The sequence below is a fragment of the Deinococcus actinosclerus genome (assembly GCF_001507665.1).
In the GTDB taxonomy this organism is placed as follows: domain Bacteria; phylum Deinococcota; class Deinococci; order Deinococcales; family Deinococcaceae; genus Deinococcus; species Deinococcus actinosclerus.
In genome coordinates this window covers 485,766-510,736 of the sequence record NZ_CP013910.1, presented here as the reverse complement: position 1 = coordinate 510,736, position 24,971 = coordinate 485,766, and the positions used below count along the sequence as shown (strand labels likewise).

Here is a 24,971-nt window from a genome sequence, read left to right as displayed (position 1 = left end):
CATGCTTCAGGCGAGCGTGACCCCGGTGCGGGTAAACGGCGAAGGTGTACCGGTCCGGGACGTCATGCCTGTCAGGGTAGCAGGTCCGGGTGGGGTCTGATGTGGGGCAAAGGTGACCGGGCGGTGTTGACATCTACTTGACAACTGGGGGCAGAATGGGACTCCGATGTTCAATTCAACCCTCCGGCGCGGCTTCGTGCTGCTGGCCTCCGTTTCCCTTGCGTTGTCTTCCTGTGGTCGCACGCCCGCCTCGGCGGCGCCGAACCTGTCTGCCCTGGCGGCGGCGGGTGAGCCGGTCATCAACGAGCTGTACTACGACTCGCCCAGCACGGACGTGGGGACGTTCATCGAACTGAAGGGCCCGGCGGGCGCGAGCCTGAGCGGGTACACCCTGGCGGCGTTCGATACGGCGGGCACGCAGTACCGCACGATCACGCTGTCCGGGACGATCCCGGCGAGCGGGTACTTCGTGGTGGCGCAGGACACGACCGTGCCCAGCCGCACGCTGGTGAACGCCGGCACGGACCTGAACAACGGCGCGGGCAGTCTGCGCCTGCTGAAGAGCACCACGATCATCGACGCGGTGGCGTACGGCTCGCCCACCAGCAACCGGGGCGAGGGCAGCTCGGCGCCCACGACCGGGGCGGGCAGCGCCCTGGCGCGCGTGCCGGACGGGTCGGACACGAACGCGAACAGCGTGGACTTCAAGGTGCAGGTCAGCACGCCCGGCGCGGCGAACGGGGGCGGAACCGGCGGCGGGGGCGGCACGACCGGGAAGAAGGTCCTGTTCGACCTGACGAAGGCCGAGGACGCCGGGAACGCCGACTGGCGCATCGACGGGGCGTACAGCGATTACGCCAATGCCCTGCGCGGGCTGGGGTACACGGTGAGCAGCGTGACCGGCACGAGCATCACCTCGACCAGCCTGTCGGGCGCGTCGGTGCTCGTCATTCCCGAACCGCAGAATCCCTTCAGTGATGCGGAGCGCGCCGCGATCCAGAGCTTCGTGCAGAACGGCGGCGGGCTGTTCATGATCACCGACCACCGCGTCAGCGACCGCAACAACAGCGGCTGGGACAGCCCGGAGGTGTTCGACGGCTGGGACGGCAGCACGCCCGCCAGCGTCAGCAGCACGTATCAGGCCAGCCTGAACAGTGACGTGACCTTCGGGCTGAACGCGTCGTTCAACTCCAGCTTCAGCGATCCGGTCCTCACGGCCACCCCCCTGACCACGCACCCCATCCTCAGTGGCGTGAGCAGCGCCGGGGTGTACGTGGGCACCAGCGTGGACGTTCTGGCGGGCACGGCGCTGATGGGCACGGGCGGCAAGACGTACCTCGCGGTGAACAGCGTGGGCACGGGCCGCGTGGTGATGTGGGGCGACAGCAGCACCTTCGAGGACAACACCCTGTCGGACGGCAGCACCGGCACGTACAACAACTGGCCGAACCTGAGCAACGCGGCGATGGGCAAGAACATCGTGCGCTGGCTGGCGAAGGATCTCTGATCTTCATCTAATCTTCACGTTCCTGACCGGCGGCCCGCTTCTGGGCGGCCGGTCCTGTTTTGCGTGTCCAGGCGCATGAAAAGATGACCCACATGATCTGGAGACCGCATGGGTGAAGTGCACGCCGAAGTGTTCCTGCTGGTGGTGGGGGTCCTGCTGCTGATGAGTCTGCTCATGAGCCGCATCGGGGGCCGGCTGGGCATTCCGGGCCTGCTGCTGTTCCTGGGCGTGGGCATGGTCGCGGGGTCCGACGGACTGGGCATCCAGTTTCAGGACTACCATCTGGCGCAGGCGATCGGCACGGTGGCGCTGTGCTTCATCCTCTTTCAGGGCGGCCTGGACACGAACTGGGCGCACACGCGGCCCGTGGTGCGCCGCGGCCTGAGCCTGGCGACGGTCGGGGTGCTGGGCACCGCCGGGATCATGGCGGCGTTCGTGCACTACGCCTTCGGGCTGCCGTGGCTGACGGCGTGGCTGCTGGGCGCCATCGTCAGCAGCACCGACGCCAGCGCGGTGTTCAGCGTCCTCAAGGAGCGGCAGCTGGGCCTCAAGGGAGAGGTGGCCCCGCTGCTGGAGTTCGAGTCCGGCGGCAACGACCCGATGGCGGTCTTCCTGACGGTCGGCATCCTGGACCTGATGGCGCACCCGGAACTGGGCGTGCTGGGCATCGTGCCGCTGTTCATCAAGCAGATGCTGCTGGGCGCGGTGTTCGGGGTGGTGCTGGGGCGCGCGGCGCTGTGGGTCCTGAACCGCCTGCAACTCCAGTTCGAGGGGCTGTACTCGGTGCTGTCGCTGGCGCTGGCCCTGACGATCTTCGCGGGCACGGCGGTCGCGGGCGGCAGCGGCTTCCTGGCGATCTACATCGCGGGCGTGATCCTGGGCAACGCGGACTTCATCCACAAGCGCTCCCTGATCGGCTTCCACGACGGGCTGTCGTGGCTGATGCAGGTGGCGATGTTCCTCACGCTGGGCCTGCTGGTCAACCCGCACGACCTGCTGCCCACGGCGGGGCTGGCGATCGCGTGCGCGCTCGTGCTGGTGTTCCTGGCGCGGCCGGTCAGCGTGTACCTGGCGCTGGCCCGCGCGAAGATGCCGCTGAACGAGAAGAGCATGGTGGCGTGGGTGGGGCTGCGCGGCGCGGTGCCGATCGTCCTGGCGACCTTCCCGCTGCTGGCGGGCGTGCCGCAGGCGCAGACGCTCTTCAACATCGTGTTCTTCATCGTGCTCGTCAGCGTGCTGCTCCAGGGCACCACCCTGACGCTGGTGGCGCGGTTCCTGCACGTGCGCGAGGCGCTGCCGGTCAACGCGGCGTCCCCGATCACGTACACCCCCACCGGCCACGACCGCAACAACATGGTCGAGGTGGAGGTCACGCCCGGCAGCGAGGCGGACGGGCAGCGCATCGTGGACCTGAAGCTGCCGCCCGAGGCGCTGGTGATCCTCGTCAACCGCGCCGGGGAGTACCTCATTCCGCGCGGCGCGACCGACCTGCGCGGCGGGGATCACGTGCTCGTGCTGGCCGGGCCGGAGGAACTGCGCGAGGTGCGGCGCATGCTGGGCCGCAGCGCCCCCACCTGAGCGGCCGCCCCATCTGACGGGCGCCCGGTCTGGCCTTCAGCTCGTCTGACCTGCAAAGACACCCCCCCGACCCGCGTGGTGGGGGGGTGTTACCGTGACGTCATGACCAGCACCGCCCATCCCACTGCGCCCGCCCGTGACACGGCCCTCTTCGACCTGATCGCCCAGGAAGCCGAGCGGCAGCGGCTGGGGCTGGAACTGATCGCCTCCGAGAACTTCACGTCGGCGGCGGTGCGCGAGGCGCAGGGCAGCATCGTCACGAACAAGTACGCGGAAGGCTACCCCGGCAAGCGCTGGTACGGCGGCTGCGAGGTCGTCGACCGCATCGAGCAGCTCGCCATCGACCGCCTGAAGGAACTGTTCGGCGCGGCCTGGGCGAACGTGCAGCCCCACAGTGGCAGCAGCGCCAACCTCGCGGTGTACAACGCCCTGATCGAGCCGGGTTCCGTGGTGCTGGGCATGGACCTGAGCCACGGCGGGCACCTGACGCACGGGAACCCCGTGAACTTCTCGGGCCTGCGCTACCAGATCGTAGGCTACAAGGTGAACCCCGAGACGGAACTCATCGACATGGAGGAAGTCCGCCGGCTGGCGCACGAGCACAAGCCGAAGATGATCATCGCGGGGGCCAGCGCCTACAGCCGCACCATCGACTTCGCGGCGTTCCGCGAGATCGCCGACGAGGTGGGCGCGATCCTGTTCGCGGACATCGCGCACATCGCGGGGCTGATCGCGGCGGGCGTGCACCCGAACGCGCTGCCGCACGCGCACGTGGTCGCCAGCACCACCCACAAGACCCTGCGCGGGCCGCGCGGCGGGATCATCCTGAGCAACGACCCGGAACTGGGTGCCAAGATCGACCGCGCGGTGTTCCCCGGCTACCAGGGCGGCCCGCTGGAGCACGTGATCGCCGCGAAGGCCGTCGCGTTCGGCGAGTGCCTGACCGACGAGTTCAAGGCGTACGCCGCGCAGATCATCCGCAACGCGCAGGCGCTCGCCGCCGCCTTCCAGGAGCGGGGCTACCGCGTGGTGTCCGGCGGGACCGACAACCACCTGTTCGTGCTCGACCTGCGCCCCCAGGGCCTGAACGGCACCAAGGCCACGCGCCTGCTCGACGCCAACCACATCACGATCAGCAAGAGCACCCTGCCGTACGACACCGAGAAGATCCTGCACGGCGGCGGCATCCGCATCGGCACGCCCGCCGTCACCACGCGCGGCATGACGGAAGCGGACATGCAGACCGTCGCCGACCTGATCGACCGCGCCCTGAAGGGCCAGGACGTGAAGGCCGAGGTACATGCCTTCGCGGGCGGCTTCCCGATTCCCTGAACCGGATCCACCCGGTGGGTGGAGGGGCGGTCCAGGGGCCGCCCCCGTCCCTATTTATGTGAATTTTTCCACTCTGGCGTGGCATAGTGGTTCTACTCATGGACAGTGGCCCGCCCCCCAGCGAACTGACCCTGCAGCTCACGCAGGTGGGCCTGACGGCCAGCAGTCTGTCCAGCGCACTGACCCCCGTCCTCCAGACCATCACGCGCCACACCGGCGCCACCGCCGCCGCGTACTACCAGCGCCGTGACGCCGTGGCGGCCGCCGACGACCGCCCGTACCCTCCGGCCGCCCTGACCCGTGACCCCAGCTATCCCGTCCGGGTGTGCCAGGGCCCCGCGCCGCTGCCCACGCTGCCGCCGGAGGTGCGGCGCCGCCTGTCCCACGAGGCGGATCTGCTGAACCTGCCCCCCACCCCGCAGCACCCCGCTCTGCTCGCCGCGCCCATCCGCGAACGCAGCGGCGAACTGCTGGGCGCCCTGCTGCTCACCCGCAGCGCCGGCCACTGGAGTTCCAGCGAGTGCAACCTGCTGCGCACCCTGTCGGGACTGGTCACGCTGGTCGCCGCGCGCCTGAACGCCGAGGAACGCGAACGGGACGCGCAGGAACACGCCCTGCGCGCCCTGGGTCTGGCGCTGGAAGCCCGCGACAGCGCCATGCGCGGTCACACCGACCGCGTGACGCAGCTCGCCACGCTCGTCGGGCAGGCCATGCACCTCGCCCCGGAGGCGCTCGACGCCCTGCGCTGGGGCGCGTACCTGCACGACATCGGCAAGCTGACCCTGCCCGACGACGTCCTGCACCACCCCGGGCCGCTGACCCCCGTCATGCGTGAACGCATGCGCCAGCACGTCGACGAGGGCCTCAACCTCGCCCGGCAGCTGCCCTTCCTGCCACCCGAGGCGCTGGACGTGATCGCCGCGCACCACGAACGCTGGGACGGCACCGGGTACCCGCGCGGCCGCAGCGGCACCGCCATTCCCCTGCCCGCCCGGATCTTCGCCGCGTGCGACGTGTTCGACGCCCTGACCAGCCCCCGCGCCTACAAGCCCGCCTGGACACCCGGCGACGCCCTGCAGTTCGTGCAGCAGGGCAGCGGCACGCATTTCGACCCGCAGGTCGTGCAGGCCCTCACGCAGGTGCTCGGGCACCACGCAGCCTAGTCAGAGAACATACTGGTATCAGCCTATTCCGTCCACGCGCAATCAGGTGGTACGGTAGACCATGCCCCCCGAACAGATCCTCCAGGCCTACGCCGACGCCGTGTACGCCCGTGACGCCGAAGCCCTCCTGGCCCTGTACCACCCGCAGGTCACCGTGTACGACATGTGGGCACACTGGCTCTACGACGGCCAGCCCCAGTGGCGCGGCATGGTCGAGGGCTGGTTCGCCAGCCTGGGTGACGAGCGGGTGCAGGTCACCTTCGACGACATCCGCAGCCATGTCACGCCGGAGATGGCCCTCGTGCACGCCTTCGTCACCTACGCGGGCCTGAGTGCCAGCGGCGAACGCCTGCGCGCCATGAACAACCGCCTGACCCTCACCCTCACCCGCAGCGGCGACCGCTGGCTGATCCTCCACGAACACAGCAGCGCCCCCGCCGATTTCGAAACCGGCAAGGTCAACCTCCACCGACCGGCATGAAGGGGCAGGCAGAAGGCCGCGCCTCTCCCCCGCCTGGGGCGGCGCGGCCTTCTTGTGTCGTCACGGTTGGGGGTCGTCCTGGAAGATGTCCTCGATGCGCTGCCCGAACAGGCGGGCTAGTTTGAAGGCCAGCGGCAGGCTGGGGTCATACCGGCCGGTTTCCAGGGCGTTGACGGTCTGGCGGGACACGTCGAGCTGATCGGCGAGGTCGGCCTGCGTCCAGCCGCGCGCGGTGCGGAGTTCGCGCAGGCGGTTGTTCATTCGCCGTCCTTCCAGCGCAGGTAGCGGTTGGTGGCCCACATGATCAGCATGGACCCGACCAGGGCGAGGTAAACCGGCCAGAACGGCAGGGGCGGCGGGGTGGTCAGCGGGGCGCCCGCGGTGTTCATCGTGGACAGGAAGCTCCAGAGGAGCAGCAGGGCGACGGCGTTCGACAGGAACATGCCGGTGACCATCCAGGCTTTCAGGAAACGCAGTCGGGCGCGTTCGTCGAGGACGCGGTACTGCCGGAACCAGATGAACTGGCCGCCGATCAGGGAGGCGGTCATCAGGGTCCAGTGGGCGCCGAAGTTGGTGGGGTAGCGGGCAGCCAGCAGGAACAGGGCGATGCAGACGATGATGAACAGCAGTTCCAGGCGGCGCATCTGGCTGAACTGGCGGTCGCGGCGGGTGGGCATTCGTTCCGATTTCATGGGAGCCTCCAGCATGTCAAGCTTGCTTGACCCACCCTAACCGGCCGTCCCCCGCACTGTCAAGTGATCTTTACATCGCCGAAACCGAAAAGGCGGGCGTGAAGGCCCGCCTCCTCTTCCCTGCCTACGCTCAGCGGGGCAGGACGCTGGTGCCCATGAGGTGCTGGTCGATGGCGCGGGCGGCCTGACGGCCCTCGCGAATGGCCCACACGACGAGGCTCTGGCCGCGGCGCATGTCCCCGGCGGCGAACACGCCTTCGACGTTGGTGTGGTAGCCGCCCTCGTCGGTGTGGGCGTGGGCGTTGCCGCGCGCGTCTTTGGTGATGCCGAAGGCGTCAATGACGCTGCCGACGGGGCTGACGAAGCCCATGGCGAGCAGGACGAGGTCGGCCTTGTGGATTTCCTCGCTGCCGGGCACCTCGGAGAGCTGGCCGTCCTTGAACTCCATGCGGACGGTCTTGACGCCGGTGACCTTGCCGCCTTTGCCGATGAATTCCTTGGTGGCGATGGCGAATTCGCGCACGGCGCCTTCCTCGTGGCTGGTGCTGGTGCGGAGTTTCATGGGCCAGTAGGGCCACACGAGGGGTTTGTTCTCCTGTTCGGGCGGCTGGGGCATGACCTCGAACTGCGTCACGGACGCGGCGCCGTGGCGGTTGCTGGTGCCGACGCAATCGCTACCGGTGTCGCCGCCGCCGATCACGATGACGTGCTTGCCGTCGGCGCGCAGCTGCTTTTTCAGTTTGTCCCCGGCGTTCACGCGGTTCTGCTGGGGCAGGAATTCCATGGCGAAGTGAATGCCGTCCAGCTCGCGGCCGGGGGCGGGGAGGTCGCGGGGGTGCTCGGCGCCGCCCGCGAGGAGCACGGCGTCGAACTCGGCTTTCAGCTCGTCGGGCGTGACGGTCTGCCTGCTGAGGTTCGTGACGCGGCTGCCCTCGGGCCACGCGCCCACCAGGACGCCAGTGCGGAAGGTGACGCCCTCGGCCTGCATCTGCTCGACGCGGCGGTCAATGTGATGCTTGTCCATCTTGAAGTCGGGGATGCCGTAGCGCATCAGGCCGCCCACGCGGTCGTTCTTCTCGAACACGGTCACGGCGTGCCCGGCGCGCGCGAGCTGCTGCGCGGCGGCCAGCCCGGCGGGGCCGGAGCCGATCACGGCGACCCTCTTCCCGGTCTTCACGGCGGGGGGTTGCGGCGTGACCCAGCCTTCCTGCCAGCCGCGCTCAATGATGCTCAGCTCGATGCTCTTGATGCCCACGGCGTCGCCGTTGATGTTCAGGGTGCAGGCGGCCTCGCAGGGCGCGGGGCAGATGCGGCCCGTAAACTCGGGGAAGTTGTTCGTGGAGTGCAGGGTGTCCAGCGCCGAGCGCCAGTCGTCCTGATACACGAGGTTGTTGAAGTCGGGGATGATGTTCCCGACGGGGCAGCCGTTGTTGCAGAACGGGATGCCGCAGTCCATGCAGCGCGTCGCCTGGAGGCGGGCGGCGTCGGGCGCCAGGGGCAGCAGGAACTCGTGGTAGTGCTTGAGGCGCGCGTCGACCGGGGCGTACTGGTCCTTGATGCGCGGCTGGTCGAGGAAGCCGGTGATCTTGCTCATGCGTGCTCCGGTGGTGGGGCAGCGCCCGCCGCCTGAACTGGGCGGGCGCTGGGAGGGGTTACTTGGTCAGGGTGCCCTGCGCGGCCACGGGGTTGCCGGGCTGCGCGGTCTGCATGCTGGTGGTGTCGGCGGCGTGCACAGTGCCAGCCTCGGCGCGTTCGCGCAGAGCGCGCTGGTACTCCTTCGGGAAGACCTTGACGAAGCGCTTCAGGGTGGCCTCCCAGTCGTCCAGCAGGTCGGAGGCGCGCTGCGAGCCGGTCCACTTGTGGTGGCTTTCGAGCAGGCGGCGCAGGTGGGCCTCGTCGCTCTGGCCCAGGTGCAGGGCGCCGCCCGTCTGCGCGAGCTGCTGGTCCTCGGGCAGCAGGGGGTGCAGGTCCACCATGCTGGTGTTGCAGCGCTTCTCGAAGCTGCCGTCCACGTCGTACACGTACGCGACGCCGCCACTCATGCCTGCGGCGAAGTTCCGGCCGGTCTGTCCGAGCACGACGACGGTCCCGCCGGTCATGTACTCGCAGCCGTGGTCGCCGGTGCCCTCCACGACGGCCTCAGCGCCGCTGAGGCGCACGGCGAAGCGTTCGCCCGCCACGCCCCGGAAGAAGGCTTCACCGCTCGTCGCGCCGTACAGGACGGTGTTCCCGACGATGATGTTCTCCTCGGCCTTGCCGCGGAATTCGATGCTGGGGCGCACGACCACGCGGCCGCCCGAGAGGCCCTTGCCGGTGTAGTCGTTCGCGTCGCCGATCAGGTACAGGGTCAGGCCCGGGGCGAGGAACGCGCCGAAGCTCTGGCCGCCGGTGCCTTCCATCTGCACGAACACGGTGTTGTCGGGCAGCCCTTCCGGGCGCACGCGGATCAGTTCGCCGGACAGCATCGCGCCGACGGTGCGGTTCACGTTGCGGACGTCCTGCAGGAAGTGCACCTTCTCGCCCTTCTCGAAGGCGGGGCGGCACTTCTCGATGAGCTGGAGGTCGAGCGCGCCGCTCAGGCCGTGGTCCTGGGTGTGGAGGTGGCGCACGCCGACCTCTTCAGGCACCTCGGGGCGGTAGAAGACGCGGCTGAAGTCCAGGCCCTGTGCCTTCCAGTGCTCGACGCCCTTCTTCGTGTCGAGCAGGTCGGCGCGGCCGATCAGCTCGTCGAAGGTGCGGATGCCCAGGCTGGCCATGACGGCGCGGACCTCCTCGGCGATGAAGAAGAAGAAGTTGATGACGTGCTCGGGTTTGCCCTGGAAGCGGGCGCGCAGCACCGGGTCCTGCGTGGCGACGCCCACGGGGCAGGTGTTCAGGTGGCACTTGCGCATCATGATGCAGCCCTGCGCGACCAGCGGCGCGGTGGCGAAGCCGAACTCGTCGGCGCCCAGCAGCGCGGCGATCACCACGTCACGGCCGGTCTTGAGCTGCCCGTCGGTCTGCACGCGCACGCGGTCACGCAGGCGGTTCAGGACCAGGGTCTGCTGCGTCTCCGCCAAGCCCAGTTCCCACGGGCTACCGGCGTGCTTGATGGAGCTCCAGGGGCTGGCCCCGGTGCCGCCGTCGTGCCCGGCGATCACGATGTGGTCGGCCTTGGCCTTGGCGACCCCGGCGGCGATGGTGCCCACGCCGACCTCGGAGACGAGTTTCACGCTGATGTCCGCGCGGGGATTGACGTTCTTCAGGTCGTGGATGAGCTGCGCGAGGTCCTCGATGGAGTAGATGTCGTGGTGCGGGGGCGGGCTGATCAGGCCCACGCCGGGCACGGAGTGGCGCAGGAAGCCGATGTACTCGCTGACCTTCCCGCCGGGCAGCTGGCCGCCCTCGCCGGGCTTGGCGCCCTGGGCCATCTTGATCTGGATCTGGTCGGCGCTCGTCAGGTAGCCGGTGGTGACGCCGAAGCGGCCCGAGGCGACCTGCTTGATCTTGCTGCGCAGGGAGTCGCCGGGTTTCAGCGGGTAGTCGACTTCCACGCGGCTCTCGCCCAGGATGCTGGCGAGGGTGTGGCCCTCACCGAGCGTCTCGCCGCGCATCTCGCGCTCGTAGCGGGCGGGATCCTCGCCGCCCTCGCCGGTGTTGCTCTTGCCGCCGATACGGTTCATGGCGACGGCCAGGGTGGTGTGCGCCTCGGTGCTGATCGAGCCGAGGCTCATGGCGCCGGTGGCGAAGCGCTTGACGATCTCGCTGGCGCTTTCCACCTCCTCCAGCGGCACGGGGGTCACGCCGTCGGTGCGGAATTCGAACAGGCCGCGCAGGGTCATGTGCCGCTTGCTCTGGTCGTTGATGATGCGGGCGTACTCCTCGTAGGTGGCGTAGTTGCCGCTGCGCACCGAGTGCTGGAGTTTGGCGATGGAGTCCGGCGTCCACATGTGCTCCTCGCCGCGCACGCGCCAGGCGTACTCGCCGCCCGCGTCGAGGTTCTGCGCCAGCACCGGGTCCTCGCTGAACGCCGCGCGGTGGTTGCGCAGGGCTTCTTCCGCCACCTCGAAGATGCCGATGCCGCCGACTTGGCTGGGCGTGCCGTAGAAGTACTTCTGCACGAAGTCGGTCTTCAGGCCCACCGCCTCGAACAGCTGCGCGCCGCAGTAGCTCATGTACGTGCTGACGCCCATCTTGGACATGATCTTGCTCAGGCCCTTGCCGATGGCCTTGACGTAGTTGTAGATGGCCTTGTGCGCGTCGATGCCGTGCAGGGCGGGCATGCCGGGCACGTCGGTGTGCAGGTTGATCAGCGTTTCCAGCGCGAGGTACGGGTGGATGGCTTCCGCGCCGTACCCGGCCAGCGCGGCGAAGTGGTGGACCTCGCGGGCGTCGCCGGTTTCCACGACCAGACCGACCTTCATGCGCAGGCCCGCCTTGACGAGGTGGTGGTGGATGCTGCTCAGGGCCAGCAGGCTGGGAATCGCGACGCGCTCGCGGTCCACCCGGCGGTCACTGATGATGATGATGTTGTGGCCGCTCTCGATCGCGTCCACCGCCCAGGCGTTGATGGTCGCGAGCTTGGCTTCCACGCCGCGCGCACCCCACTCGGCGGGGTAGGTGATGTCGAGGTCGTAGGCCTTGAACTTGCCGCGGGTGTGCTCGGCGATGTTGCGCACGCGGGCCATGTCGTCGAAGTCCAGGATGGGCTGCTCGACTTCCAGGCGCAGCTGCGGGTTCACGGCGTTGATGTCGAGCAGGTTCGGGCGCGGGCCCACGAACGACACGAGGCTCATGACGACCGATTCGCGGATCGGGTCGATGGGCGGGTTCGTGACCTGCGCGAACAGCTGCCGGAAGTAGTTGTACAGCGGCTTGTTCTTGCCGGACAGCACGGCCAGCGGGCTGTCGTTGCCCATGGAGCCGATGCCTTCCTCGCCGGTCAGGGCCATCGGGCCCATCAGGAACTTCAGGTCCTCCTGGGTGTACCCGAAGGCCTGCTGGCGGTCGAGCAGCGTCTCGCGGAACTGCCCCACGGTGCCGGTCTCCTCGCTGTCGTCCAGGCGGAAGCGGGTGCTGTCCACCCACTGCGCGTACGGTCTGGCCGAGGCGAACTGCATCTTCAGCTCGTCGTCCTCGATGATGCGGCCCTGCTCGAAGTCGATCAGGAACATGCGGCCCGGCTGCAGCCGCCACTTCTTGACGATCTTGCTCTCGGGCACGGGCAGCACGCCGGACTCGGAGGCCAGGATCACGAGGTCGTCGCGGGTCTGGAGGTAGCGGGCGGGGCGCAGGCCGTTGCGGTCAAGGGTCGCGCCGACCTGGCGGCCGTCGGTGAAGACCATCGCGGCGGGGCCGTCCCAGGGCTCCATCATGCTGGCGTGGTACTCGTAGAACGCGCGCCGGCGCGGGTCGAGGTTGGCGTTCTGCTCCCAGGCCTCGGGGATCATCATCATGGCGGCGTGCGCCATGGGGTACCCGGCCAGGGTCAGGAGTTCGAGCGCGTTGTCGAAGGTGGCGGTGTCACTCTCACCCTCGAAGGAGATCGGGTAGAGCTTCTTCAGGTCGTCGCCCAGCACGGGGCTCTGCATGATGCCCTCGCGGGCGCGCATCCAGTTGAAGTTCCCCTTGACGGTGTTGATCTCGCCGTTGTGCGCGACCATGCGGTAGGGGTGCGCCAGCGGCCACTCGGGGAAGGTGTTCGTGGAAAAGCGCTGGTGCACCAGGGCCAGGGCGGACACGACGCGGTCGTCCTGGAGGTCGAGGTAGTACTCGCCGACCTGCGTGGCGAGCAGCAGCCCCTTGTAGATCACGGTCCGGCACGACATGGAGGGCACGTAGTACTCGGCCCCGTGCGTGAAGTTCAGCGCGCGGATGGCGTTGGACGCGCGGCGGCGGATGACGTACAGCTTGCGTTCCAGCGCGTCGGGGACCAGGGTGTCGGGTCCGGCGCCGATGAACACCTGCCGGATGACGGGTTCCTTCTCGCGCACGGCGGGGCTCATGGGCATCTCGCGGTTGACCGGCACGTCGCGCCAGCCCAGCACGACCTGCCCCTCGGCGACGATGGCGCGTTCGAGTTCCTGCTCGCAGGCGCGCCGCGAGGCGATCTCCTTGGGCAGGAAGATCATGCCGACGCCGTAGTCGCCCAGCGGGGGCAGGGTCACGCCCTGCGCGGCAAGTTCGGCGCGGTAGAAGTCGTCGGGAATCTGGATCAGGATGCCCGCGCCGTCGCCCATCAGGGGATCGGCGCCGACCGCGCCGCGGTGGTCGAGGTTCTCGAGGATCTTGAGGCCCTGCTGCACGATGGCGTGGTTCTTGCGGCCCTTGATGTGCGCGACGAAGCCCACGCCGCAGGCGTCGTGCTCGGCGGCGCTGTACAGGCCCTGCTCACGGGCGAGGTTCAGTTCCGCGCCGCTTGCGGGGGTTACGGGGGTGTGCGGCGCTTCAGCCGGCGTCACCCGGTTGTCTGTTCTGTTCATGTTGACGCTCCCATCTCGCTCGTGACTCGCATCGTCCTGCGGGGTGCAGGCTGCTGAACTCACGATACAGACGGGCGCATGTCTATGCAGGGCCGTTGTTTATAACAGGTCTCAAGGTGACCCACATCATTTTTCGCCAAAGTGCACGGTTTTGCCGGAAGTCGGCAACGAATGCCGTTCAGTCGTGTCATCTGCGCAACAGGGCTTCACCATCGCGCCGCCCTGGCCCCACATCCGCGCAGCCGCCCCCCATGCTGGAACAGCCGGCTGGAAGCGCTGCCATACACACTTTCATGCGCCGTGCAAGTACCCCGGCTCCCCCCGCTGTCAGGCCGGCGAGAGCAGGAAGAGGGCGATTTCCGGTTCGCACAGGTTGCGCAGCGGCACCCCGCTGAGCCCCAGGCCCCGGCTCACGTACGCGGGCGTGTCATGGGCGCCCGTGACCCAGCCCATCGCGTACCGCTGCCCGTAGCGGCTGGGCACCACCGGCGCGCCCAGCAGCGGCAGACGCACCTGACCGCCGTGCGTGTGCCCGCACAGCACCAGCCCCGCCGGCCCCGGCAGGGTGGGCAGCACGTCCGGATTGTGCGTGACGAGCAGCGTGGCCCGCCCGCCCGCTCCCGCCAGCGCCGCCGCCGGGTCCGGCGGCCCGAACCACAGGTCATCCGTGCCGCCCAGCCAGAGGTCGCCCCGCACGGCGCGGCCCTCGTTGCGCAGCGTGGTCACCCCCACCCCGGCCAGACCCGCCCTGAACTGCTCGCGCCGCGCCGCCCAGTCCGCGCGGGGCTCGCCGTACTGCCGGCTGCCGTACCGCCCGAAACTGCCGTAGTCGTGATTGCCCCACACCGAGTACACGCCCAGCGGCGCGCGCAGCCGGCGCAGTTCACGCAGCAGGTCCGGTGACAGCTCGTCCATCCGGGCGTCGAGCAGGTCACCGCCCAGCAGGACCAGGTCGGCGCGCAGGTCGTTCGTGCCGTCCACCCACGCGGCCACACTGCCGGGCCCGATGTACAGCCCGTAGTGCAGGTCCGTCAGGAACGCCACCCGCAGCGGCTCGCGCAGCCCGGCCAGGGTGCGGGCGTGGCGGGTCACGCCGAACCGGTAGCCCTGCGCGACCGCCGCCCCACCCGCCAGCGCGGCGACCGTTCCGCCGCCCAGCAGGGAACGCACGACTGCCCGCCTCGTGACCTTCACGCCCGCACCCTACACCCCGGCCCCCCACCGGGGCGTCCACCGGAAGGTGCAGGCGCTAGACTGCCCCCTATGAACGTGCCGCCTGAACTGCTGGTCATCGACGTGCTGGACGAGGACGCGGGCCTCGCTGACGTGGAGGACAGCCGGGGCCGCACCTACCAGCTGCCCGCCGAGTGGCTGCCCCAGGCCGCCGACGGCGCCGGGTACCGCGTGACCCTCGCGGGCGGCCACGTGACCTTCACCCCCGACGTGGACGCCGCCCGGCAGCTGCGCGAACGCAGCAAGCAGACGCTGCTGGACTTCAGTGACGAACACGATGAGCCGGGGAGCCGCGCGTGACCCGGCAGGTGCTGATCATCCCGGACGTGCACGGCCGCCCGGATCTGCTGCGCGCCGCGCTGCACCAGTACCCGGACGCGCACTACCTGTCCCTGGGGGACGCGATCGACCGCGGGCCGCGCTCCATGCCGGTCGTGGAGACCCTGATGGAGCTGCGCCGCGCCGGGCGCGCCACGCTGCTGATGGGCAACCACGAGCGCATGATGCAGGAGGGCGTGAAGTACTACCGCCAGTACCTGGGCACGCACGACCTGGGCGACTACCGCCGCGCCATGGAGGGCTTCCAGTGGTGGATGCGCGCCGGGGGCGAGACCGTGCGCGCCGAACTGGGGGGCCTGACGCTGGAGAAGTTCCCCCCCATCCTCGAGGACTACCTGAGCGTCCTCAAGCGCGTGGTGTACGTCACGGCCGACGGCGAGATCCACGACCAGCCGCCCGCGCACCCCAGCGTGCTCGTGTCGCACGCCGCGCCACCCGTGCGCCACCCGCAGCATCCCAACCCGCTGTCGGCGGCGCTGTGGCTGCGGCCCTTCGAGGGGCCCTTCCCGCTGCCCGAGGGCGTCACGTACTCGGTGCACGGGCACACGCCGGTGCCCACGCCCTGCCGCCTGGGCCGCCACCTGTACCTCGACCTGGGGGCCTACGAGACGGGCCGCCTGGCCGTCGCGGAGGTGAACGTGCACGGCCTGCCGGGCGTGACGGTGCTGTGCGGGCGCGGCGAACCCGCCCGGGGCCGCAAGTACGCCCGGTTCGGGGAGCCGGTGCCGGTCACGCCCGTCGACCTGCCGGGCGCCCCCAGCCGCTGAAGGCCAGCCGCTGAGGGTCGCCCCCGGGACCAGCCCGGTCAGCCGGTCAGGTCCCGCAGGTCGTCCTGCCGGGCCGAGAGCCACTCCGGGGGCCCGTCCCGGACGATCACGTCCTCCTCCAGGCCGATGAACCCGTGCCCGGCGACCATGACGCCCAGTTCCAGGGTGTACACCTCATCCTCGCGGACGGGTCCCTCGACGGTCTGCCCGTAGCGGGGCCAGCGGGGACCCAGCAGGGTGCCGCCGTCGTGGGTGGCGCGGCCCAGGCCGTGACCCAGCGCGTGCTGGTACTCGGGGTACCCGGCGGCGATCAGGGCGGCGCGCGCGGCGGCGTCCACCGCGTAGCCGGGCGTGCCGGGGCGCAGGGCAGCCGCCCCCGCCTGGATGGCCTGCCAGCACGCGCGGAAGGCGGCCTGCACCTCCTCGGGGACCGGGTTTCCGTCGGGCAGGCGGTACACCCGCTGGATGTCCGAGCAGTACCCGTGGCTCAGCCGCACGCCGTAGTCGATGTGCAGCAGCGCGCCGGGGCGCAGGGCGTGGTCGCCGGGCGGCGCGTGCGAGGGGCGGCTGTCCGGGCCGACATGCACGTTCGGGCAGGCGGCCCAGCCCCAGGAGGGCTCGGCGCCGTCGCGGCGGCACAGGCCGTGCAGGAACGCGGCGACGTCCCGCTCGGTCCAGCCGGGGCGGGCGGCGGCCGCCATCTCGCGCAGGTGCGCCTCGGCCAGGTTCACCGCCCCCCGGATCGCGGCGTGTTCCGCCGGGGTCTTGACCGACCGGAGCTGGCCCAGCAGCGGCGCGGCGCTGCCCCACTCCAGCGCGGGCAGGTCGTCACCGGCAAGATCTGAGGCGGGGGCCAGCCAGCCGCGCACGCGGCGCTCCAGACCCGCCGTCAGGCCGTCGCACAGCGGGTCGTCCTCGCTGATGTTCAGCAGCACGCGCCGCGCGCCCAGCCGCGTCACCTCGGCGCGCAGCAGATCGCGCAGGTCGGCGTCGTAGCCGTACACCGTCCAGCCGGGCGGCACGGCGTCCGCGTCGAAGCGGCCCACGATCGCCACGGCCTCATCCCGGGTCAGCAGGAAGAGGCTGTCCCAGGTGACGTCCACGCCCGCCACGAGCGTCAGGGCGGGTTCCGGACGCACGCCGGACTCGCGCGCCGCGATCAGCCAGACCTCGCCGTCCTGAAGCAGGGCCTGGGCCTGCCGCCGCTTCCCGTCCTGAAGCGCGTTCACTGCCGTGTTGGGGGCCATGCGCCAGGATAGAGGCTCAGCTGGTCGGCGGAACAGGCCCAGCGGCTGTCAGGAGCGCCTCGGCCTGCGCCAGCCCCGCCGGGGTGTCCACGTCGAGCAGCAGCCGAGCCGCAAAGGTCAGCGTGACCGCCTGCGCGGCGTGCGCGCGGATCAGGTCGCGGGGGCCGTGGTCGGCGTCCGGGGTGGCGGCAACGGCGCCCAGCAGGTCGGCGCGCAGCAGGTGCGGGGGCGCCCGGACGGGCGCCGCGCCGGGGTCGGCGTATTCGGCCAGCACGACGGGGGCGCCCGTCTCCCGGAACGCGCCCAGCAGCGCGGCGTGGTGAGCGCCGGTCAGCAGCGGCATGTCCGCCAGCGCGAAATGGGCGCCCGCGAGCCCGGCGGGCAGCGCGTCCACCGCCACGCGGAAGGAACTCGCCAGTCCGCGCCCGGGGTCCGGATTCACCACGAACGCGAAGGGCAGTCCGGCCAGGGCCGCCCGGATCCTCGCCCCGACCTCGCCGGGGGGCACGACGCACAGCAGGGGCGCGGCGCCGCCCTCCGCGAGGGCCTGCGCGGCGTGCCGGACCAGCGGCTGACCGGCCAGGAGTTCGAGCTGCTTGGGGCGGCCCATGCGGGCGCTGCGTCCGGCGGCGAGGAGCACGCCCGCGACCGGCGCCTGGGGAAGTGGGGGCATACCCTGAATCGTAGGCCAATCTTTCTGCAACCCCCGCTCTCCTACAATGCGGGGCGTCAGGTCAATTCCGCCTCTGCCCGCGCCGCTGCGGGTCAACGCTCCCAGTTTTCCGTGGAGGTCCCCCATGAAACTCAGTTACTCAGGTCAGGAGAAGGTGCAGGCGGCCCCCGCCGCCGTGTGGGCGTTCGTGCAGGACCCCGAGCGGGTCGCGCGCTGCCTGCCGGACGTGCAGGAGGTCGTCGTGCACGACCAGACGCACATGGACGCCACCGTGCAGGTGGGCGTCGGCATGGTGCGCGGCAAGTTCAAGTTCAAGATCGAGGTGCTGCCCGACGAGGCGGCGAACCGCGTGAACGTGAAGGTGCAGGGCGGCGGGCTGGGCAGCGTCGTGGACCTGACCGCCGGGGCGAACGTCGTGGACAACGGGGACGGCACGACCACCCTGGACTGGACCGGGGACGCCACCATGCGCGGCCCGGTCGCTACGGTGGGCGGGCGCCTGCTGGACGCGCAGGCGCAGAAGCTCATCTCGAAGACCTTCGAGAACATGAGCGCCAACGTGAGTGCTTCCGCGGGCACGCTGGCGTAGGCGTGCCCGGCGTCCGGTGTTCCCGGGTGGCCCCGGCCCCCGGCGTGACGCCGGGCGCAGCCCTACTCCGCCGCGCTGCTCGGCAGGGCCAGGGGCGCGCGGGGCGGCACGGCACTCACCTCGCCGTGCGGCGAGACGGCCAGCACGCCCGCCTCGGCAAGCGTCCAGATGGCGCGGTGCACGCTCATCTCCGTGGCGGCGTCCCCAGCGGGCGCCAGCCGGTCGAGCAGCTGCGTATACCGCACGGCCCCTGCCGCGCCGCCCGCCCACGGCGTGACGTCCAGCACGGCCCGCAGCACCTGCCGCTGCGCCGGCGTCTGCGCCTGGGCCAGCAGGGCGCGCCGGGCGTCCTCCTGCCGCAGGCGGGCCTCACGGGTCTCGCGGCGCCGGGCCAGCAGGGCCAGCACCTCCGGGTCGCTCTCGCCGCCCCGGCGCTCGGCGATCAGGCGTTCCAGGCGGTCGTCGGCGCGCTGCGCGGCGCGGTCGCGCAGGTCGCGGGCGCGGGCGCGCAGGCCACCGGCGGCCTCCTGCACCGGCTCGCGCAGGGCCTGGGCGGTGCGGCGGGCCACCTGCGTGGCGTCGCCCACCGGATCGGGCTCCGGGTCGGCCAGGGCGCGGCCCAGGCGGATCAGGGTGTTCAGGGTACGTCTGCGCTCACTCATGGGGGCTCCGGCGCCCCGCTGGGGGGCGCGTGGGGTCAGCTTAGCGGCCCGTGCGCGGCGGGCGCGTCCGCCGAAAGGTGCGGTGAAGGCGGCCGGCCGGGCCGCCCGACTCCCAGTACGGGGTGGCGGCCCGGCCGGTTGCGCTGGGCTTCAGGCGGCCTGACCGGACGCCCCGAGGGCCTCCGGGGGGTCCGTCAGGGCCAGCCCGGTCGAGCGGGGCGCGCGCCACAGCGCGCCGGTCGCCAGGGCCATCAGGCTGACGGTGGCGACCGCCAGCCACAGCAGCCGGGCGTCCGTGGGGTCAACGAGCGCCGCCACGACGACCAGCGCGGTGGACACGCCGCCGTGGGCGAGGATGGCGGGCAGCAGGCTGCGCCCGGCGTGGTGCGCCTGCGCGAACCGGCCCCCGAAATGCAGGCCCGAGGTCAGCGCGATCAGGGTGCACAGGAGCAGGGGCAGCGTCATGCCGCCCACCCTAGGCCAGCGGGTCTCACCGGAGCGTCACGCGGCGGGCGCGCCCCGCAGATTAAGATGGGCGGAGGCGGCCTGTTTTTCCGCCCCAGGAGCGCAGATCATGACGTGTAAGAACGGCGGTCAGGGTGCCGGGAGGGTCTCATGATCCCGGCCGTACAGGAACTTCAGGCAGCGTTCCAGGCGCGCGGGTACGTGGCGGACGACGCCCTGGCGACGGCGCTGCGGCTGGTGGTGGGGCTGGGCAAGCCGCTGCTGCTGGAGGGTCCGGCGGGCGTCGGGAAGACCGAGGCGGCCAAGACCCTGGCGGACGTGCTGGGCACCCGCCTGATCCGGCTGCAGTGCTACGAGGGGCTGGACGCGCAGTCGGCGCTGTACGAGTGGAACTACGCGCGGCAGCTGCTGCACCTGCGCGCGGCCGAGCTGCGCGGCGAGGCCGCAGGGGACGACGACCTGTACGGCGAGACGTTCCTGATGCCGCGGCCCCTGCTGCAGGCGATCCGCGAGCCGAGATCGGCGGTGCTGCTCATCGACGAGATCGACCGCGCCGACGACGCCTTCGAGGCCTTCCTGCTGGAACTGCTCGCCGAGTGGCAGATCACCGTGCCGGAACTGGGCACCCTGGCGGCGGTCAGCCGGCCGCACGTGATCCTGACGAGCAACCGCTCGCGGGAACTGAGTGACGCGCTGCGCCGCCGCTGCCTGTACCACTGGACCGAGTACCCCAGCCGCGCGCAGGAACTGCACATCGTGCTGTCGCGCCTGCCGGGCATCAACGAGACGCTGGCGCGGCAGGTGACCGACGCCGTGCACGCGCTGCGCGCCCTGCCGCTGGGCAAGACGCCGGGCGTGGCCGAGACACTCGACTGGGCCTCGGCGCTGGTCAGCCTGCACGCCGACCACCTGGACGCCGAGTCGCTGCACGCGACGCTGGGCGCGGTCCTCAAGCTGCGCGAGGACCAGCTGCTGGCCGCGCCCACGTTGCAGGGGGTGGCGGCGAAGGCGCAGGCCCGTGGCTGAGCCGTCCCGCGCGGGGCTGCCCGCCTCGCTGGCCGCGCAGGTGACCGCCTTCGCCGGGCGGCTGCGGCAGCGGCACGGGTTCCTGATCGGCCCGGGCGAGGTGCGCGACGCGCTGCGGGCGTTGGATCTGGTGGACGTCCTCTCGCGGCGCGAGCTGCGCGGGGCGCTGCGGGCGGTGCTGACCGCCGGGCCCGAGCAGGGCCGCACCTTCGACCTGGAATTCAATGCGTTCTTCCGCGCGGCCGATCAGCCACCGCCCACCCTCCCGCCCCTGCTGCCCGAGACGCCGGCCCCGGCCGAACCCGACCCGGACGGGAAGGAGCAGGAGCAGCCCGACCGTGAGCCGGGCGACCCGGAGACCCGGCCGGAGCCGGCCCCGTCCACCCCGCAGGCCGGGAGCGATCCGGGCAGCGACCTCCCGGACGGTGACGCCCTGCAGGACGGGCAGGAGAGCCAGGACGGCGACGAGCAGGACGCCCCGGTGATGCAGGCGCGGGTCAGTCCGAACGCCGCGCCGGGCGAGGCGCTGCGCGTGGACAGCGGCGACCTCGGCAGCCTCCTGCGCGCCGCGACGGGCCTGATCCGCGCGCTGGAACTGGGCCGCGCCCGGCGGCTGCGCCCACTGCCACGCGGCTCGAAGCTGGACGCCCGGCGCACCCTGCACGCCGCCGCCCGCACCGCCGGGGACGCCGTGCACCTGCGCTGGCTGGGCCGCCCCCGGCGCGCGCCGCGGTTCCTGCTCGTGCTGGACGGCAGCCGCTCGATGGGCCGGGACGCCACGCTGCTGCTGCGCTTCGCGCAGGCGCTGCACCTGCGCTCGCGGCGGGTGGAGGTCTACGCGTTCAGCACCGGCCTGACCCGCCTGACCCCATTGATCCGGGGCGCGGCGCCGGGCCAGCCGCTGACCCTGCCGGACCTGGGGGACGCCTGGGGCGGCGGCACGCGCATCGGGGAGAACCTGCTGAAGCTCGCGCGGGACGAGCGGGGCCGCGTGAACCGCGACACGGTCGTGCTGATCCTCAGTGACGGGCTGGATACCGGCGATCCGGCGCTGGTGGGCCGCGCGCTGCGGGACCTGCGGCGCCGCTCGGCGGGCGTCGTGTGGCTCTCGCCGCTGGCGGCCACGCCCGGGTACCGCCCGGTGCAGCGGGCGGTGGCGGCGGCGCTGCCGCACCTGGACGCGCTGCTCCCGGCGGGCGGCCCGGACGACCTGCACGCGCTGGGCCGTCGCCTGCGCGCCGCACGGCTGACGCGGGGGGCGTTCCTGGCGGCGCCCTCACCCGGCCCCTGACCGCAGCGGGAGGCAACTGCCGGCCCGCCTCCCCCATTCAGGGGCGGTCGGGCCGGCAGCCCCGTCCAGATGCGGCCCGGCGGCCCTGAGGGGTCCTTCACCGCCACGGCCGGTAAGGGCCGGGTGAGGGGGGATGCGGTGCACTGTGGGCATGACGCGTTCCCTCACCGCGATCCTGACCGTTCCCCTGCTCACGGCGGCGCTGCTCGCCTCCTGCGGCGGCAGTCCCGGCACGCCCGCAGCCACTCCGGCCCCCACCGCCGGCCCCGCCGCGCCGGCCGGCCTGAGTGCCAGCGTGGAGACGTTGCCCGTCAGCGGGGCGCTGAACGTGCCGGGCACCCTGCGGATCGCGGGCCGCGCGCCGGCCGACCTGACCGTGACGGCCAGCGGCCCGCAGCAGGCCGTGACCGTGACCACCACCCTGCAGGCCAGCGGGAACGACACGCTGGTGCAGGTCACGCCGGTCGGGAGCGGACGCGGGCCCGTCACGCTGACCGTGCAGGCCGGCGCGGCGCGGGCGAACGTGACCCTGCCGCTGCTGCGCGCCGCCGCCCGGCCCGTCCGGACCGACGGCGCGTACCAGGCGGGCGGGGCCACGCCCTGGAACGGCGGGGTGCTGCTGCGCGCCGCCGCGAACGCCGGCGCGGACGACCGCCACGCCCTGACGGCGGCCAGCGCGGCGGGGATCACGGCCCTGGCCTTTCCTCTCTCCGGGCTGGACACCATCACCGGACACGCCGTGGCGCCCGACGGCAGCGTGTGGGCAGCGGTACGCGGCGCGACCGCTGCGGGCAGCGAACTGATCCGCCGCGCGCCGGACGGCACCCTGACCCGCGTGCCGGCGGGCACCACCGAGACCCTCAGCAGCCTGGGGGTCACGCCGGACGGGCGGGTGTGGGCGGTGGCGTACGGGCAGCCGCGCCTGCTGAGCGCCGCCCCGGACGGCACGCGCGGCGAACTGGCGCTGGGCAGCGTCCCGGACGCCCTGACCGTCGGCCCGGACGGGGCGCTCTACCTCACGCGGCGCGGGGAGCACCCGGCGATCCTGCGCGTGGACCCCGCCGGGGGCGCCACGCAGACCTTCGCGGTCGGCACCCCCGGGGTGAGCGTGCCCGCCGCCCTCACCCCGGCCCCCGACGGCACGCTGCTGTTCACGGAGACCCGCACGGGCAGCGCGTGGCGGCTCGATCCGCGCGGCGGCGCCCAGGTAGCCCTGCCGCTGCCGGCCGGCACGCGGGCGGGCACGCTGGCCGCCGCCCCCGACGGGAGCATGTGGGTGAGTGATCCCACGGCGGGCACCCTGCTGCGCCTGACGGACGGGCGGGCGGCGCGGGTGCCGCTGGGCGGCGCGGCCCGCGCCCTGACCGTCACCCCGGACGGCCGGGTGTGGTTCGAGCTCGGCGGGCAGCTCCTGACGCTGGAGTGACCCCACGCCGCGCGGGCCGCCCCTGGAGCGTTTCCGGAGGCGGCCCGCGCGGCGCACTCGGCCGGGGAGGCAGCGCCCGGGTTACAGGTCGCGGCGGCTGAAGCGCCACATGGCCCCCAGCACGCCCAGCACGGCCAGCACGGCGGCCCACGCGACGAGCAGCGGCTCAACCGGCACGCTGCTCACGAAGGGGTTGGCGCCGCGGCTCACCTCGCCGACCTGCCGCATGATCTCCGGCTGGAGGTGGTAGCTGGCGCCCAGCCACAGCGCGTTCGTGGGCATCAGGGCGTTCGCCACGCGGCCCAGGCTGGTCAGGGTGGGCGTGTCCGCGAACGTCCCGATGGCGCTGAGGATCCCGCCGGTGAAGCCCACCCCGTACAGCACGAACACGCCGATGCCGTTGGCGAGCGTGGTGAACAGCGTGCTGCCCAGCACGGTCAGCGAGGTGAGCACCGTGACCGCCAGCAGCAGCAGCGCCGCGGCGGGCAGCGCCTCGGGCGGGGTGTACCCGGTGATCAGCCGCACGCCGACGAGCAGTCCTGCTGCCAGCAGCGCGACGTACGCGACGTTCACGGCCGTGAACCCCAGCCAGCGGCCCGCCACGAGCTGCGCGCGGCTCACCGGGCGGGCGATGACGCTCTGCATGACCCCACTCTCGATGTCGCCGCTGACCGCCCCCACGGTGGAGAGCACGCTCATCAGCGACCCCAGGAAGTACACGAGGTACATGCCGAACAGCGCGGCGAACATGACGGGCAGGTTCGCCGCGCCGGTCGGGCTGCGGCCGTCCAGCCCGGCCTGCACGGCGCGGTCGTCCAGGCGGAGTTCCAGGCGGTACACGCCGAACAGGAAAAAGCCCAGGAACAGCGCCGAGAGGACCAGCAGGACGCTCACGAGGCGCTTGCGGGTCGCCTCGCGCAGGGACAGTTCCGCGATCAGGAGGACGTTACGCACGGCTGGCCTCCCCGCGCCCCGCGCGGGCCGCCTCCGGGGTGTCCTCGATCAGGTCCAGGAACATGGTCTCCAGATCCGGGCGGCGCGGCGTCAGGGCGTACAGGCGCGCCCCGCTGGCGTGCACGGCGTCAGCCACGGCGGGAATCTGGTCGTCGCGGGTCAGCCACAGTTCCACGTCGGCCCGCCCCGGGGTGTTCGTGTCGGTGCGGCGCAGCTCGCCCAGGCGGCCCAGATCGGCCAGCAGTTCGGCGCTGAGGGTATCCACGCGCAGATCGACGGGCAGGACGCCGCCCATCAGTTCACGCATGCTGCCCTGCGTGAGCACCCGCCCGCGCTTCACGAACGCCACCCGGTCGCACACCTGCTCCACCTCGCTGAGCAGGTGGGAATTCAGGAACACCGCCGCGCCCTGCGCGCGCAGCCGCTCGATGATCTCGCGCACCTCGACCCGCCCGATGGGATCGAGGGCGCTGGTGGGCTCGTCCAGGAAGACCAGCTGCGGGCGTGCCAGGATCGCCCCGGCCAGCCCGGCGCGCTGCAGCATGCCCTTGCTGTAACCGCCCAGCGTCTCGTGTCCGCGCCCGCCCAGCCCCACCTCGTCGAGAACCGCGGGGACGCGGGTGCGGCGCTCGGCGGCGCTCAGGCCCGCGAGTCGCCCGTGGAAGTCCAGGAATTCCGAGGCGGTCATCCAGGTCTGGAAGCGGAACTGCTCGGGCAGGAACCCCAGCTGCGCGCGCACGGCCGGGTCGTGCGGGGAGCCGCCCAGTACGCGCACCTCGCCGCCGCTGGGCTGCACCAGACCCAGCAGCATCTTGACCGTGGTGCTCTTGCCGGCGCCGTTGGGCCCCAGGAACCCGAAGACCTCGCCCCGGGGGACGGTCAGGGTCAGGCCGTCCACGACGGCGCGCCCCCGGTACTCCTTGCGCAGTTCGCGCGTGTCGATGGCAGGTGGGTGGGCAGTCACCCGGTCAGCATAGGGGGCGGCCGGGCGGCGCGGCGTCCTCCTTTCGGCCCCCCCAGTTCCCCCAATGAACGTTGAAGGGTTTTTCCTGTCGGCGCGGCCCGATTCATGGAGAATGCAGCGC

The 24,971-nt window shown here is 71.8% G+C and carries 22 protein-coding genes; 11 read left to right on the top strand and 11 right to left on the bottom strand.

Features of this window, described 5'->3' with window-relative positions; all coding sequences use genetic code 11:
* Nucleotides 1-166: 166 nt before the first annotated feature.
* The 5 genes from AUC44_RS02475 (at nucleotide 167) to AUC44_RS02455 (ending at nucleotide 6,061) form a co-directional block, all read left to right on the top strand.
* A complete protein-coding gene (locus AUC44_RS02475; protein ID WP_062157244.1) occupies nucleotides 167-1,507 on the top strand; it encodes a DUF4350 domain-containing protein in 1,341 nt (446 codons plus the stop codon).
* A 108-nt stretch (nucleotides 1,508-1,615) separates the two neighbouring features.
* Nucleotides 1,616-3,085 (top strand): potassium/proton antiporter, encoded by a 1,470-nt coding sequence (locus AUC44_RS02470; RefSeq protein WP_062157243.1) that lies wholly within the window; start codon nucleotides 1,616-1,618, stop codon nucleotides 3,083-3,085.
* A gap of 102 nt (nucleotides 3,086-3,187) precedes the next feature.
* Nucleotides 3,188-4,417, top strand: a complete 1,230-nt coding sequence (gene glyA / locus AUC44_RS02465; RefSeq protein ID WP_062157242.1) for a serine hydroxymethyltransferase — start codon at nucleotides 3,188-3,190, stop codon at nucleotides 4,415-4,417.
* Nucleotides 4,418-4,515: 98 nt separating this feature from the next.
* The gene (locus AUC44_RS02460; protein ID WP_062157241.1) at nucleotides 4,516-5,580 is read left to right on the top strand and encodes an HD domain-containing phosphohydrolase; all 1,065 of its coding nucleotides are present in this window, start codon (nucleotides 4,516-4,518) and stop codon (nucleotides 5,578-5,580) included.
* A 61-nt stretch (nucleotides 5,581-5,641) separates the two neighbouring features.
* Nucleotides 5,642-6,061: a YybH family protein gene (locus tag AUC44_RS02455; RefSeq protein WP_062157240.1), complete on the top strand. Its 420-nt coding sequence runs from the start codon at nucleotides 5,642-5,644 to the stop codon at nucleotides 6,059-6,061.
* A 60-nt stretch (nucleotides 6,062-6,121) separates the two neighbouring features.
* Here AUC44_RS02455 and AUC44_RS02450 read toward each other — a convergent pair whose 3' ends face one another.
* The 5 genes from AUC44_RS02450 to AUC44_RS02430 all read right to left on the bottom strand — a co-directional run bounded on the left by AUC44_RS02450 (nucleotide 6,122) and on the right by AUC44_RS02430 (nucleotide 14,384).
* Complete coding sequence (locus AUC44_RS02450; RefSeq protein WP_062157239.1) at nucleotides 6,122-6,322, bottom strand: helix-turn-helix transcriptional regulator; 201 nt, start codon at nucleotides 6,320-6,322, stop codon at nucleotides 6,122-6,124.
* A complete protein-coding gene (locus AUC44_RS02445; protein WP_143342060.1) occupies nucleotides 6,319-6,753 on the bottom strand; it encodes a hypothetical protein in 435 nt (144 codons plus the stop codon). Before AUC44_RS02445 ends, AUC44_RS02450 begins: the two co-directional genes overlap by 4 nt.
* 130 nt (nucleotides 6,754-6,883) lie before the next feature.
* Nucleotides 6,884-8,347, bottom strand: a complete 1,464-nt coding sequence (locus tag AUC44_RS02440) for a glutamate synthase subunit beta (protein ID WP_062157237.1) — start codon at nucleotides 8,345-8,347, stop codon at nucleotides 6,884-6,886.
* Between the two features lie 58 nt (nucleotides 8,348-8,405).
* The gene (locus AUC44_RS02435; RefSeq protein WP_062157236.1) at nucleotides 8,406-13,214 is read right to left on the bottom strand and encodes a glutamate synthase-related protein; all 4,809 of its coding nucleotides are present in this window, start codon (nucleotides 13,212-13,214) and stop codon (nucleotides 8,406-8,408) included.
* Between the two features lie 327 nt (nucleotides 13,215-13,541).
* Nucleotides 13,542-14,384 carry a metallophosphoesterase gene (locus tag AUC44_RS02430; RefSeq protein WP_231724504.1) on the bottom strand — a complete coding sequence of 281 codons (843 nt, stop codon included), beginning with the start codon at nucleotides 14,382-14,384 and terminating at the stop codon, nucleotides 13,542-13,544.
* A 93-nt stretch (nucleotides 14,385-14,477) separates the two neighbouring features.
* Here AUC44_RS02430 and AUC44_RS02425 point away from each other — a divergent pair, with 93 nt between their 5' ends.
* Nucleotides 14,478-14,747 carry a hypothetical protein gene (locus tag AUC44_RS02425; RefSeq protein WP_062157234.1) on the top strand — a complete coding sequence of 90 codons (270 nt, stop codon included), beginning with the start codon at nucleotides 14,478-14,480 and terminating at the stop codon, nucleotides 14,745-14,747.
* Nucleotides 14,744-15,553, top strand: a complete 810-nt coding sequence (locus AUC44_RS02420; RefSeq protein WP_062157233.1) for a metallophosphoesterase — start codon at nucleotides 14,744-14,746, stop codon at nucleotides 15,551-15,553. The genes AUC44_RS02425 and AUC44_RS02420 overlap by 4 nt, the downstream gene beginning before the upstream one ends.
* Nucleotides 15,554-15,591: 38 nt before the next feature.
* Here AUC44_RS02420 and AUC44_RS02415 read toward each other — a convergent pair whose 3' ends face one another.
* Nucleotides 15,592-16,800, bottom strand: a complete 1,209-nt coding sequence (locus tag AUC44_RS02415) for a M24 family metallopeptidase (protein WP_062157232.1) — start codon at nucleotides 16,798-16,800, stop codon at nucleotides 15,592-15,594.
* A 16-nt stretch (nucleotides 16,801-16,816) separates the two neighbouring features.
* Nucleotides 16,817-17,473, bottom strand: coding sequence for a nucleotidyltransferase family protein (locus AUC44_RS02410; RefSeq protein WP_062157231.1), 657 nt, complete (start codon nucleotides 17,471-17,473; stop codon nucleotides 16,817-16,819).
* 124 nt (nucleotides 17,474-17,597) lie between these two features.
* Between AUC44_RS02410 and AUC44_RS02405 the strand changes: the two genes are divergently transcribed.
* Entirely contained in the window at nucleotides 17,598-18,062 is a 465-nt protein-coding gene (locus tag AUC44_RS02405; protein WP_062157230.1) for an SRPBCC family protein, read from the top strand.
* A gap of 62 nt (nucleotides 18,063-18,124) precedes the next feature.
* Here AUC44_RS02405 and AUC44_RS02400 read toward each other — a convergent pair whose 3' ends face one another.
* Together AUC44_RS02400 and AUC44_RS02395 are read right to left on the bottom strand one after the other, a co-directional pair.
* Complete coding sequence (locus AUC44_RS02400) at nucleotides 18,125-18,724, bottom strand: hypothetical protein (RefSeq protein WP_062157229.1); 600 nt, start codon at nucleotides 18,722-18,724, stop codon at nucleotides 18,125-18,127.
* 150 nt (nucleotides 18,725-18,874) lie between these two features.
* Nucleotides 18,875-19,189 carry a hypothetical protein gene (locus AUC44_RS02395; protein WP_062157228.1) on the bottom strand — a complete coding sequence of 105 codons (315 nt, stop codon included), beginning with the start codon at nucleotides 19,187-19,189 and terminating at the stop codon, nucleotides 18,875-18,877.
* 150 nt (nucleotides 19,190-19,339) lie between these two features.
* Between AUC44_RS02395 and AUC44_RS02390 the strand changes: the two genes are divergently transcribed.
* The 3 genes from AUC44_RS02390 (at nucleotide 19,340) to AUC44_RS02380 (ending at nucleotide 22,932) form a co-directional block, all read left to right on the top strand.
* Nucleotides 19,340-20,215, top strand: a complete 876-nt coding sequence (locus AUC44_RS02390) for an AAA family ATPase (protein ID WP_062157227.1) — start codon at nucleotides 19,340-19,342, stop codon at nucleotides 20,213-20,215.
* Entirely contained in the window at nucleotides 20,208-21,506 is a 1,299-nt protein-coding gene (locus AUC44_RS02385; protein WP_231724503.1) for a vWA domain-containing protein, read from the top strand. Before AUC44_RS02390 ends, AUC44_RS02385 begins: the two co-directional genes overlap by 8 nt.
* Before the next feature lie 151 nt (nucleotides 21,507-21,657).
* Complete coding sequence (locus AUC44_RS02380; RefSeq protein WP_062157226.1) at nucleotides 21,658-22,932, top strand: Vgb family protein; 1,275 nt, start codon at nucleotides 21,658-21,660, stop codon at nucleotides 22,930-22,932.
* A gap of 81 nt (nucleotides 22,933-23,013) precedes the next feature.
* On the opposite strand, the gene AUC44_RS02375 is transcribed toward AUC44_RS02380, so the two are convergent.
* Together AUC44_RS02375 and AUC44_RS02370 are read right to left on the bottom strand one after the other, a co-directional pair.
* Entirely contained in the window at nucleotides 23,014-23,886 is an 873-nt protein-coding gene (locus AUC44_RS02375; RefSeq protein ID WP_062157225.1) for an ABC transporter permease subunit, read from the bottom strand.
* Nucleotides 23,879-24,850 (bottom strand): ABC transporter ATP-binding protein, encoded by a 972-nt coding sequence (locus AUC44_RS02370; protein WP_062157224.1) that lies wholly within the window; start codon nucleotides 24,848-24,850, stop codon nucleotides 23,879-23,881. The genes AUC44_RS02375 and AUC44_RS02370 overlap by 8 nt, the downstream gene beginning before the upstream one ends.
* Between the last annotated feature and the right edge of the window lie 121 nt (nucleotides 24,851-24,971).

Bases quoted from the DNA above. Each gene is read 5' to 3' on its own strand.
- AUC44_RS02390 (WP_062157227.1), top strand. From the start codon at position 19,340: ATGATCCCGGCCGTACAGGAACTTCAGGCAGCGTTCCAGGCGCGCGGG.
- AUC44_RS02415 (WP_062157232.1), bottom strand. From the start codon at position 16,800: ATGGCCCCCAACACGGCAGTGAACGCGCTTCAGGACGGGAAGCGGCGG.
- glyA (WP_062157242.1), top strand. From the start codon at position 3,188: ATGACCAGCACCGCCCATCCCACTGCGCCCGCCCGTGACACGGCCCTC.
- AUC44_RS02425 (WP_062157234.1), top strand. From the start codon at position 14,478: ATGAACGTGCCGCCTGAACTGCTGGTCATCGACGTGCTGGACGAGGAC.
- AUC44_RS02400 (WP_062157229.1), bottom strand. From the start codon at position 18,724: ATGAGTGAGCGCAGACGTACCCTGAACACCCTGATCCGCCTGGGCCGC.
- AUC44_RS02445 (WP_143342060.1), bottom strand. From the start codon at position 6,753: ATGAAATCGGAACGAATGCCCACCCGCCGCGACCGCCAGTTCAGCCAG.
- AUC44_RS02475 (WP_062157244.1), top strand. From the start codon at position 167: ATGTTCAATTCAACCCTCCGGCGCGGCTTCGTGCTGCTGGCCTCCGTT.
- AUC44_RS02395 (WP_062157228.1), bottom strand. From the start codon at position 19,189: ATGACGCTGCCCCTGCTCCTGTGCACCCTGATCGCGCTGACCTCGGGC.
- AUC44_RS02470 (WP_062157243.1), top strand. From the start codon at position 1,616: ATGGGTGAAGTGCACGCCGAAGTGTTCCTGCTGGTGGTGGGGGTCCTG.
- AUC44_RS02450 (WP_062157239.1), bottom strand. From the start codon at position 6,322: ATGAACAACCGCCTGCGCGAACTCCGCACCGCGCGCGGCTGGACGCAG.
- AUC44_RS02380 (WP_062157226.1), top strand. From the start codon at position 21,658: ATGACGCGTTCCCTCACCGCGATCCTGACCGTTCCCCTGCTCACGGCG.
- AUC44_RS02435 (WP_062157236.1), bottom strand. From the start codon at position 13,214: ATGAACAGAACAGACAACCGGGTGACGCCGGCTGAAGCGCCGCACACC.
- AUC44_RS02410 (WP_062157231.1), bottom strand. From the start codon at position 17,473: ATGCCCCCACTTCCCCAGGCGCCGGTCGCGGGCGTGCTCCTCGCCGCC.
- AUC44_RS02460 (WP_062157241.1), top strand. From the start codon at position 4,516: ATGGACAGTGGCCCGCCCCCCAGCGAACTGACCCTGCAGCTCACGCAG.
- AUC44_RS02405 (WP_062157230.1), top strand. From the start codon at position 17,598: ATGAAACTCAGTTACTCAGGTCAGGAGAAGGTGCAGGCGGCCCCCGCC.
- AUC44_RS02455 (WP_062157240.1), top strand. From the start codon at position 5,642: ATGCCCCCCGAACAGATCCTCCAGGCCTACGCCGACGCCGTGTACGCC.
- AUC44_RS02440 (WP_062157237.1), bottom strand. From the start codon at position 8,347: ATGAGCAAGATCACCGGCTTCCTCGACCAGCCGCGCATCAAGGACCAG.